The organism is Bacillus sp. JJ1533 (assembly GCF_036965045.1).
Lineage (GTDB): Bacteria > Bacillota > Bacilli > Bacillales > Bacillaceae_L > Ferdinandcohnia.
Map to the genome: position 1 here is coordinate 1 of NZ_JBALOV010000065.1, position 10,336 is coordinate 10,336.

General features: G+C 38.3%; 10 protein-coding genes. 7 read left to right on the forward strand and 3 right to left on the reverse strand.

The annotated features are described in order from the left end of the window. The coding region (locus V7138_RS24955; protein WP_335402684.1) for a glycerate kinase at positions 1-438 on the forward strand (438 nt) is incomplete at its 5' end. A gap of 29 nt (positions 439-467) precedes the next feature. On the opposite strand, the gene V7138_RS24960 is transcribed toward V7138_RS24955, so the two are convergent. After that, a complete protein-coding gene (locus tag V7138_RS24960) occupies positions 468-908 on the reverse strand; it encodes a cell wall hydrolase (protein WP_335402685.1) in 441 nt (146 codons plus the stop codon). Positions 909-1,139: 231 nt separating this feature from the next. On the opposite strand from V7138_RS24960, the gene V7138_RS24965 reads away from it, so the two are divergent. Next, positions 1,140-1,628: a PH domain-containing protein gene (locus V7138_RS24965; protein ID WP_335402686.1), complete on the forward strand. Its 489-nt coding sequence runs from the start codon at positions 1,140-1,142 to the stop codon at positions 1,626-1,628. Further along, the gene (locus tag V7138_RS24970) at positions 1,625-3,139 is read left to right on the forward strand and encodes a PH domain-containing protein (RefSeq protein ID WP_335402687.1); all 1,515 of its coding nucleotides are present in this window, start codon (positions 1,625-1,627) and stop codon (positions 3,137-3,139) included. Before V7138_RS24965 ends, V7138_RS24970 begins: the two co-directional genes overlap by 4 nt. Positions 3,140-3,201: 62 nt before the next feature. Here the strand turns inward: V7138_RS24970 and V7138_RS24975 are convergent, their stop codons facing one another. After that, a complete protein-coding gene (locus tag V7138_RS24975) occupies positions 3,202-4,089 on the reverse strand; it encodes a sulfite exporter TauE/SafE family protein (RefSeq protein ID WP_335402688.1) in 888 nt (295 codons plus the stop codon). Between the two features lie 175 nt (positions 4,090-4,264). Here V7138_RS24975 and V7138_RS24980 point away from each other — a divergent pair, with 175 nt between their 5' ends. The 3 genes from V7138_RS24980 (at position 4,265) to V7138_RS24990 (ending at position 8,584) form a co-directional block, all read left to right on the forward strand. Then, entirely contained in the window at positions 4,265-4,675 is a 411-nt protein-coding gene (locus V7138_RS24980; RefSeq protein WP_335402689.1) for an RrF2 family transcriptional regulator, read from the forward strand. Positions 4,676-5,108: 433 nt separating this feature from the next. After that, positions 5,109-6,851: an ABC transporter ATP-binding protein gene (locus V7138_RS24985; RefSeq protein WP_335402691.1), complete on the forward strand. Its 1,743-nt coding sequence runs from the start codon at positions 5,109-5,111 to the stop codon at positions 6,849-6,851. After that, positions 6,848-8,584: an ABC transporter ATP-binding protein gene (locus tag V7138_RS24990; RefSeq protein ID WP_335402692.1), complete on the forward strand. Its 1,737-nt coding sequence runs from the start codon at positions 6,848-6,850 to the stop codon at positions 8,582-8,584. The genes V7138_RS24985 and V7138_RS24990 overlap by 4 nt, the downstream gene beginning before the upstream one ends. Before the next feature lie 48 nt (positions 8,585-8,632). Here V7138_RS24990 and V7138_RS24995 read toward each other — a convergent pair whose 3' ends face one another. Continuing rightward, complete coding sequence (locus tag V7138_RS24995) at positions 8,633-9,331, reverse strand: DUF421 domain-containing protein (RefSeq protein ID WP_335402694.1); 699 nt, start codon at positions 9,329-9,331, stop codon at positions 8,633-8,635. Between the two features lie 167 nt (positions 9,332-9,498). On the opposite strand from V7138_RS24995, the gene V7138_RS25000 reads away from it, so the two are divergent. Then, positions 9,499-10,146, forward strand: coding sequence for an SDR family oxidoreductase (locus V7138_RS25000; RefSeq protein ID WP_335402695.1), 648 nt, complete (start codon positions 9,499-9,501; stop codon positions 10,144-10,146). Positions 10,147-10,336: the final 190 nt, after the last annotated feature.

Genomic DNA, 10,336 nt, shown 5'->3' on the forward strand with positions numbered 1-10,336 from the left:
TTGTTCATAGATATTCATTCCTTCCCAGGGGCTGGGGCTGCAGGTGGGTTAGGGGCAGCTTTTAGTGGTTTTCTACAAGGACAGCTCCAGTCAGGAATAGATTTGATCCTTGATACCATCGGGATGAATGAACAATTAGAAGGTGTTGATTTTGTGATAACAGGTGAGGGGAAGATGGATGGTCAAACAGCTATGGGAAAAGCCCCATTAGGAGTTGCGAAAATGGCTCAGCAAAAGAATATACCTGTTATCGCATTGGCTGGTGCAACCACTGGAGACACGTCTGCTTTAAATAATCTCGGAATTACCTCATTCTTTTCAATCATCAATGAGCCGATGACATTAGAGGAAGCCATGGATCCAAACCAAACTTTTAATCATTTAAGATTAACCTCTAGCCAAATTTTTCGTTTGATAAAAGCAGTAAGAGAATATTGAAAAAATGAAAAACCCCACAATATGTGGGGTTAGCCTGAATACACGCTATCACATGTATTTGCTGCAGGTTCATAATAGCAATGGTTTTTAAATTGTCCTGCAAATGGTTGGCTGTACCATGTAGGAGGACATGGTGCGTACGGGTTGAAATACCAAAGAGAATACTTGGAAGGATGTTCCCTCCAATAATCTAATGTTTGCTTTGCTAGCCTTTTTTCAACATTTCTAGCTGGATTATAAAACAAATTTCCTTTTTGGACGGCTTCAAATGAATAATTTCCACCTTGTACATGAAAAATCACTTGTCGGATTGACCTCAGATCTTTAAAATCTAAACAATTGGCTACTGCTCGATTTACAATGACATTCCCAACCATCAGCATTCCTTGTCGACCTTCCGCTTCTGCTTCCGCCCGCATCATCCTTGCCACTAAATTAACATCATTGTCCGTATATTTTACTCTAGGCATTTTTTCATCACCCCTACAAGAATTGTATGAAAACCAACTCAAAAAAAGTCGGTTTTGAATCATTTTTATCTAATAAACTTAGTGAGATTAACAGTCGATATTTAGGACAAATCGTAAAAATGAAACTTTATGACGGTAGTAACCGTAAATAGGATAAAGATGGTAGCTTGGCTGTGAGATTCACAAACCAGATACATATTGTTAGACCTGTATTCATAAGGAGTTGCTATTATGAGTGATGTAAAATTAGAGAACCAATTATCTCCTGCTTTCCCAAAAATCCGAATCATAACTGAAACCATTACCAATTTTGTGGGTTTTATCGTCCTAGGAGTATTATTTTGGTTGAATGATTATTTTTCATGGCCAACTTGGGCGTTTTGGATTTTAGTGGCTTTACTTGTGCTCGGCTTATTTGGTGCGATTTGGTCCATGATCGAACCGAAGTTACTTTACCGGAATTGGAGTTATCAATTTAACGATGAGTTTCTGCAACTGCGCTACGGTGTGTTCACAAAAGAATGGGTGACTGTACCAATGACGAAAATACAGTCCGTGTCGACAAGTCAAGGTCCGATTATGAAAAGATATCATGCCAGGGCGATTAAAGTGGAGACAATGGGTTCCTCCCATACCATTCCTGCTTTGGAAGAGCATGTCGCACTAGAGCTAAGAGAGAAATTAGCAATTTATGCAAAGCTAAAGGAAGTGGATGAATGATGCGATACCATCCGCTTAGTATCGGTTATCGAATCTATCAATTTATCAAAAGTAGTTTTCTAGTTATCCTGTTGTTATTTGTATTAAGGAAGGATTCGGAATCTTGGATTTTTGTGTATGGGAGATATGCTTTTTTACTAGTTGTTGTATTTGGGCTATTTTACATAGTTGCTAGTTGGTTTGTGGAGAAATATGAATGGAAGGACCGATCATTCCATATCCATAAAGGCATTTTTGTGAAACGGTCGAGTACCATTCCGTTTTCAAGAATCCAAAATGTCACACGAAAAACATCCGTATTTCATAAAATCTTTGGACTAACCTCCCTTACCTTTGAAACGGCAATGGATGGGGAGGATGATTCCATCCAGTTCGACGTATTAACAAAGAAACATGCCGATTTTTTAATAGATTTAGTTCAACCTGATAAGCATCAGGCAGTCACAAAAGAACATGAAGAGACTGAACAAGCAATGGTTCTGGAACCAACACGAAAGGTACATTTTACACCCGAGAAGAAAGATTTGTGGAAAGCGAGCTTTACCTCATTAAGTTTCTTAGCGATTGTTCCGATTGTTTTTGCTGGCCTGGATTATGCAGAACCATTTTTCCCAGATCCCAAACAGGTAAAGGGTATCTTTCAGGTGTTACTCGCAAGTAAATGGCTCTTTGCCATCATCCTTATGGTGGCTGTTGTTGTTGCTGTTGCTTTTGGTGTTGCAAGGACATTTATTCGTTATGGGAGATATGTTATATCATCTGATGAAAATTATATCTATATTGATCGAGGGGTCCTTAATGAAAGCTATTTCGCGATAGAAAAAAGGAAAATTCAAGGTTTGGAAATGAAGCAAACGTGGTTGAAACGCATTTTTGGACTAGCAGAGGTTATATTAATTAGTTTAGCCAATCCGAATAATGGGGATGAATCGGTCAATGTGAACTCCCTTTATCCGTTTCTGCCAGTCCAAAAAGCCTATGAATTAATAGAAGAATTGCTTCCAATCTATCAGCTAAATGAGACCAGATTAGAAAGATCACCGCGCAAGTCCCTATGGATTAAATTATTGAGAATAAGTTGGATTTGGGTACTTGTAACGATTGGCTTATTTTATTTTAAACCAGAGCCATTTGGACTCAGCCAGGCGTGGTGGATGTTGTCTCTCGTATTACTTTGTTTGGTCGTTCTGCAACGGTTTCTTGATTTTATCCATACAAGATTTTCGTTGAAGGAAGACCAAGTCCAGTGGTGGCAGGGTGGTCTAACGAGTCGCATGTTTATAACAAAACGAAGACATGTGATCGAAATGTCATATTATCAGACTCGTTTTCAAAGGTTCTTCGAAGTCGCTTCGATTACAACAATGAATCGTTCAACACCAACCCATATTGAAACCATTCATGATGTTCCCTTGCCATTTGCCCGCACCTTTGAACAATGGTATTTGCAGCGACAGGATGAAGTAGAGATCATGGAAAGTAATGAGGGAAATCCAACTGTGCTAAAATGAGAGCAGGTTTGTTAAATAATTCTATATCAGCACAAAGATTATCTTCTTTGTGCTTTTGTCTTTTAATCTAATACTTGTTTGTTATTATAGTTACTTTTCTTTATTTTCCAAATAACACTTACTACTGCTATAAGCCATAGAGCTACAAGAATAATATAAGTGTAAAGGCTTATGGTCTGTGAAATATCAAATGTCCCTAATAAAGTTCTGATATTCGTTAGAATAATAATTCCTCCCACGAGTGTACCTAATAGGTTGGTAGGAATAATTTTAACTAACCACGCTGCAATTGGAGCTGCGATGATCCCACCAATCATCAACGCAAGAACCCATTGAAGATTAATATTCGACCAGCCCAATGTTAATAGAAAACCTAGTGTTGATGAAACAGCGATGGCAAATTCACTTGTATCAACTGATCCGATTACTTTTCTTGGCTCCATTTTATTTCCAGTCAATAAAACGGGTGTCGCAATTGGACCCCAACCTCCACCTCCTGTTGCATCGAAAAAACCAGCAATAAAGCCAAGGGGAACAAATTGCTTTTTTGACCATTTCTTATATGTGGTTTTTCTGTTTGAGTTAAACTTAAAAAGGAATTTATAAATCACAAAAATACCTAAAATTAACAAGAAAATCGATACATACGGCTTTATAATATCACCAGGTATACTACTTAAGAAACAAGCACCTAAAAATGCACCTATTGAACCAGGTATAATTAATTTGTACACAACCTGTTTGTCGACATTTCCAAATTTTATATGTGATACTCCTGATGCAGCAGTTGTTACGACTTCAGCCATATGAACGGATGCAGATGCAACAGCTGGTGCAATTCCAAACATCAGTAACAAAGATGTAGATGTAACTCCATATGCCATACCCAAAGAACCATCAACTAATTGTGCGGCTAATCCTATAAAAGCAAGTAAAATTAATCTTTTCATATTTACCTCTCCTTTTTCTAATAATCCTGAATAGACTAGAAAGGAATAGAGTTAATTTCTAATTGTTGACTAATCTAATCAAGTTTCTAACTTAAAATATGATGTTTTCTTTGAGTTGGTTCTTACTCTATAATAAATTAGCAATTTTTTTATTTTGTTAAAGGGGAGATCATAAATGAAGGTTTCGAGTAGGGGAGAATATGCATTACGAGCCTTAATCTTTCTAGGTGCAAGAGACAAACAGTTGATAAATATAGATGAGATATCAGAGAAAACACTTGTCCCAGTTAATTACTTAGAACAGATTCTCCTGCAATTAAAAAGAAATGGTTATGTCCAAAGTAAAAGAGGTGTTAATGGAGGTTATAAATTGAGCAGAGATCCGAATGATATTGTCATTGGAGAGGTTATTCGAAACTTAGAAGGACCCTTAGCACCTATGGGATGTGTAAGCATTACATCCTATGAAAGTTGTCCGTTAGAGGCAGGATGTTTATTAAAACCTTTATGGGCATTAATCCGCGATAAAATTGCCGAATTATTAGACCATACAACACTTAATGACTTATTGAAGGGGAATATATAGCGTCCATAAATCTTTCATCAAGTAATAGCCATATTTGTGAAAAAATTTTAAAACAGTAATTTGATAGTTGACAATTGTATGAAATAAATGGTAATCTTCAAGAATACTAATAAAATTTTACAAAGGAGGAAAGGACAATGAAAAAGCTAAAAACACATAACCAAACAACAATTTTATACATTGTCCCATACCTTTATTTGTAGAATTGTAGATTCCGAATTCAATGACGGGTATGGTACGCCTACTATACCTTTACAAAAGATGCATGCTCTTTTAGGGTATGCATCTTTTTTGTGGAATTTTTTAGTGAAAACGCATGAAAGGGAGTAGAGACAATGTTGAACAAACGAAGAATATTGATTTTCAATAAGGAGTTGCTGGATAGTGGGTAGCTCTTGTCTTTCAAACGTGACAGAGAAAGAAGGTATGAAATATGTTTGAAGTATTAGGTAAGCTTGGTTGGTTTTTTAAAAAATATTGGCTGCAATATACGATTGCCATTGTCCTGTTAATGATTGCCACTGTGTTGGAGGTCATTCCTCCTTATTTACTTGGCTCGGTTATTGATGTTTTAACGGCAGGTGAAATGACAAAGACAGGGCTGATTCAATATATAGTTATTTTCATAGCCATTATCGTTATAGGCTATTTCTTGAATTTCTTTTGGCAGTACCGATTGTTTGAAGGTTCTTTAAACCTCGAAAAATTAATGCGTCGAAAGCTGATGCTTCAGTTTTTAAAAATGACACCCACATTTTACGAGAAGAACCGTACAGGTGACTTGATGGCACGTGCCACAAATGATTTGAATGCCGTTTCCCTTACTGCGGGCTTTGGAATCATGACATTAATTGACTCCACATTGTTTTTGGGCACCATTATTTTTGCAATGGGTTTCATGATCTCGTGGAAATTAACGATTTTATCAATGCTGCCAGTACCCATTATGGCTGTGCTCATTCAGTATTTAGGTAAAATTGTGCACGAACGTTATATGAAAGCTCAGGATGCTTTTGGAGAACTGAATGATAGTGTTCTCGAGTCTGTCGCAGGCGTGAGAGTCATCCGTGCCTATGTACAGGAAAAGAAAGATGAAAAAGTGTTTGCGGATATGAGTGAAGAGGTTTATCAGAAAAATATCCACACAGCGAAAATTAATGCTTTGTTTGGCCCGATTACGAAGGTAGGAACGGGTATTAGCTATGTGGTTGCACTTGGTTATGGTGCTTTTCTTGTAGCTAATGGCGAAATGACGGTGGGTCAGCTGGTTACATTTAATGTCTATTTAGGTCTTGCGGTTTGGCCGATTTTTGCGATTGGTGAGCTTATCAACGTCATGCAGCAAGGAAATGCGTCACTTGATCGTGTTCAAGAAACACTTCTTTATCAAGCAGATGTGAAAAATTCCAATGATGCAGTTGCTGTTTCGACACCGAATCACATAGGGTTTCATGATTTAATGTTCCAGTATCCAACGAGTCAGGTGAAGAATTTACAACAAATCACCCTGTCGCTGCAAAAGGGAGAGACACTTGGTATCGTAGGGAAAACAGGTGCTGGGAAAACCACTTTTTTACGACAATTATTACGTGAATATCCATTGCAAGAAGGTCAACTCAGCATAGCTGGAATTGACATCGCGTCACAGACGAAGGAACAAATACTTGATTGGATTGGATATGTTCCCCAGGATCACGTGTTATTTTCACGTACGATTCGAGAAAACATTTTGTTTGGAAAAGAAGATGCAACAGATGCTGAAATCGATAAGGCTATTCACCTTGCATACTTTAAAAAGGACTTGGAAACCTTACCGCGGGGACTTGAAACTCTCGTCGGGGAAAAAGGAGTATCCCTATCTGGAGGACAAAAGCAGCGTGTGTCCATTGCACGTGCGCTAATCAAAGATCCTGAAATATTAATTCTGGATGATTCACTATCAGCGGTAGATGCAAAAACAGAGGCACGAATCATCGAAAACATTCAGAATGAACGAAGTGATAAAACAACAATCATTACGACACATCGTTTATCCGGTGTTCAACACGCGGACCACATTATCGTACTCGATGAAGGGAAAATTATAGAACAAGGGACGCATGAAGAGCTTCTCAGACAAAATGGTTGGTATAAGGAACAATTTGACCGTCAGCAGTTAGAGGAGGACGGGGCATGAGTACAGGTAAACGATTAACAAAATATGCGATGTATTATAAGGGACCTATTTTTCTTGGCCTATTTTTCTTAACGATTGCAGTCTTTACAGATCTTGCAGGTCCATTTATTGCTAAACACATTATTGATGAATATATGGTAATTGGAAACATTGAAATTCAGCCGATTGCATGGTTGCTTTGCTTATATTTCATTTTAGCAATCGCAACTGCGATACTACGATATTTCATGTATATTTATTTACAAATAGGGGCCAATCGAGTCATCCAAAAATTGCGTCAGGATGTATTTGGTCACATTCATACACTACCGATTCAATACTTTGATCAGCGACCTGCCGGAAAAATTGTTGCGCGTGTTACGAATGATACAGAAGCTGTTCGAAATTTATACGTGCAGGTACTTTCAAACTTTGCAACAAGCTTTATATCTATTGCGGGTGTCTATATTGCGCTTTTCATACTCAATTGGAAAATGGCGATGCTAGCATTAGTCATGATTCCACTCATCTATGTATGGATGATTTTATACCGGAAATATGCATCCCAGTATAATAAGGTAATTCGTAAAAAAATTGCTGACATCAACGCGATGATCAATGAGTCGATTCAAGGAATGACGATTATCCAAGCCTTTCGTCGTGAAAAGCAAATGACGAAGGAATTTGATGAAATGAATGATGAGCATTATGCATATGGGCGAAAACTCTTATTATTAGATTCTGCCACTTCATTTAACTTAGTCAATACCTTGCGTCTCATGATGTTCACGATTTTCATCCTTTATTTTGGAACGCAATCATTATCGGTTGGTGAGGTTGCATCAGCCGGAACGTTGTACGCCTTTGTTGATTATTTAACAAGGCTATTTAATCCTATTACGAATATCGTGAATCAGTTTTCTCAACTAGAACGCTCACTTGTGGCAGGAAAACGAGTGTTTGATGTGTTAGATTTAACAGGAGAAGAGGTCTCTGAGGAGACTATGCCGAGATATGATGGGCATGTTGTGTTTGATGATGTGACTTTTGCTTATAAAGACGATGAATATGTATTAAAGAATCTATCGTTTGAAGCAAAACGCGGTGAAACGGTTGCTCTAGTGGGCCACACCGGTTCTGGAAAAAGCTCCATTATGAATTTACTTTTCCGATTCTATGATCCAACAAAGGGAAAGATTTTTATCGATGGAATCGACATCACGACATTGCCGAGACAAACCATCCGTCAGCATATGGGGATTGTTTTGCAAGATCCGTATTTGTTCACAGGAACCATCGCCTCAAATGTAAGCTTGGATGACCCGAAGATCACAAGGGAGAAAGTAGAGGAGGCATTAGAAGCCGTTGGCGCGGAACGGGTCCTAAAAAACCTTGAAAAAGGAATCGATGAACCTGTTATTGAAAAGGGAAGTACCCTTTCATCTGGTCAACGTCAGTTGATCTCATTCGCTAGGGCACTTGCGTTTGACCCTGCTATTTTAATCCTAGATGAAGCGACATCAAATATCGATACTGAGACAGAAGAGATTATACAGCACGCGATGGATGTCCTTAAGCAAGGACGCACAACCTTCATAATTGCTCACCGGCTTTCAACAATAAAAAATGCAGATCGCATTCTTGTGTTGGAGCGAGGAGTGATTAAAGAACAAGGTACCCATGATCAATTATTGGCGAATGGTGGCATCTATGCGAACATGTATCAAATGCAAGCACAATCACTTCAGGTATAAACAGTTGTTAAAAAGCACGGAGCGCTAATGCTTCGTGCTTTTCTTAAATTAGTGAAGAATAGGTTCCTTATTATCTATGTAAAGTGAGCCATCCTGTTGTACTTCTGCATACATCACTTCAGAAGGGGATGTAATTCCTTCTTGCTTAAGCTGTTGCTCCAACCAATTTTTTGTTAAATGGAGTTTAGATAAATTATTTGTTAAAACCTTCCCATCAGAGATAACCTGAGTTGGGAGGGGATAGATTTTTTTCATCGAAGGGGCAATATTCATATCGCTTTTGGTGACTGGTTGCTTCCCTTCTTTTTTTAATACGGAGAGCATGCCATTTGATTCAAAAATGGCATAATCTACATCCGCCATGGAAAAGACGTTTTCTTGTCTTAACATGGCATTTAATGTGTTTACATCAAGACGACTTTTTCTAAGGGCCTTATCAATAATTTTTCCATCCTTAACCACAATAATAGGATCCCCAGTTGTCACTCTTCTTACTGTTTTCGATTTAATATCGATAAAACTCATAAATAGTGTAAAGAGAGCCCAACCTCCAAGAGCAATAATGCCATTTAAAATGCTAAAATCTTTCGTTGTGATCATGTTAGCCGCAATTGAACCAATGGAGATTGCAGAAACAAAATTAAAAAAGGTCATTTGGCTAATTTCTTTTCTTCCCATTATTCTAGTTAACGTAAATAAAACAACAAATCCAATGGATATTCGTAAAAGTAATTCAGTAGTGCCCAACTCTTCAACCCCTAACTGTCATTCATTACTTACATCTTTTGTTAGAATTTGTATCATTATTCTATATAGATAAATCAACGGTAGTGGATCAGTAAAGTCTTTCGTTTGCTATCTCTTTCTTATCTTGTAATAATAGGAGAAATAACCAGATGAAAGGGGCTAGATGAATGAAGGTATGTGTAGTCGGCGCAAACGGTCAAATCGGGAAACAAGTCGTCCAGTTATTGAAGGAAGGTGGGGAGCATACGCCACTTGCCATGGTCCGCAAACAAGAGCAAGCAGCCTATTTTGAAAATCTGGGTGTTGATACTGTTTTTGCGAGTATTGCGGATAGTGTGGGGAAAATTAGTGAGGCGATTTCGGGCTGTGATGCGATTGTATTTACGGCAGGTTCTGGAGGTCATACTGGACCAGATCAAACACTCTTAATCGACCTTGATGGTGCTGTGAAAACAATGGAAGCAGCCGAACAAACTGGAGTCAAGCGCTTTGTGATGGTCAGTGCGTTAGGTGCGAATCAGCGTGAAAATTGGAATGAGGCCATTCGTCCATATTACGTGGCAAAACACTATGCCGATCGCCTTCTCGTACAAAGTGATTTAATTTATACCATCGTTCGACCTGGCGGTTTGTTGAATGAAGAAGGCACTGGAAAGATTGCGATTGGAGAGAATCTAACGAGAGCTACAATCCCTCGTGCAGATGTCGCAAAAGTGATTGTCACTTCTTTAACAGAGGAACGTACATATCGTAAATCCTTTGACCTAGTAAGTGGCGATGAGCCAATAGCAGATGCGCTGAAAAAACTATCATAAAAAATACGCTTGCGACGAACATTTTGCCGCAAGCGTTTTTGGTCATGTAAGAGAAATTTTAAACATGACGGACACTGGTAGATGGAATTGGTGAATAAAGTAAAAGGGTGGCTTGATTCTGTCACCAGCTGGGCGAATTCGTGATTTTGAGTCGAAAAGAGCCCGTGATTCTGACACAAGCTGGGCGAAT

Coding starts and splice junctions, on each gene's coding strand:
- V7138_RS24960 (WP_335402685.1), bottom strand. CDS start 908: ATGCCTAGAGTAAAATATACGGACAATGATGTTAATTTAGTGGCAAGG.
- V7138_RS24965 (WP_335402686.1), top strand. CDS start 1,140: ATGAGTGATGTAAAATTAGAGAACCAATTATCTCCTGCTTTCCCAAAA.
- V7138_RS24970 (WP_335402687.1), top strand. CDS start 1,625: ATGATGCGATACCATCCGCTTAGTATCGGTTATCGAATCTATCAATTT.
- V7138_RS24975 (WP_335402688.1), bottom strand. CDS start 4,089: ATGAAAAGATTAATTTTACTTGCTTTTATAGGATTAGCCGCACAATTA.
- V7138_RS24990 (WP_335402692.1), top strand. CDS start 6,848: ATGAGTACAGGTAAACGATTAACAAAATATGCGATGTATTATAAGGGA.
- V7138_RS24980 (WP_335402689.1), top strand. CDS start 4,265: ATGAAGGTTTCGAGTAGGGGAGAATATGCATTACGAGCCTTAATCTTT.
- V7138_RS24985 (WP_335402691.1), top strand. CDS start 5,109: ATGTTTGAAGTATTAGGTAAGCTTGGTTGGTTTTTTAAAAAATATTGG.
- V7138_RS25000 (WP_335402695.1), top strand. CDS start 9,499: ATGAAGGTATGTGTAGTCGGCGCAAACGGTCAAATCGGGAAACAAGTC.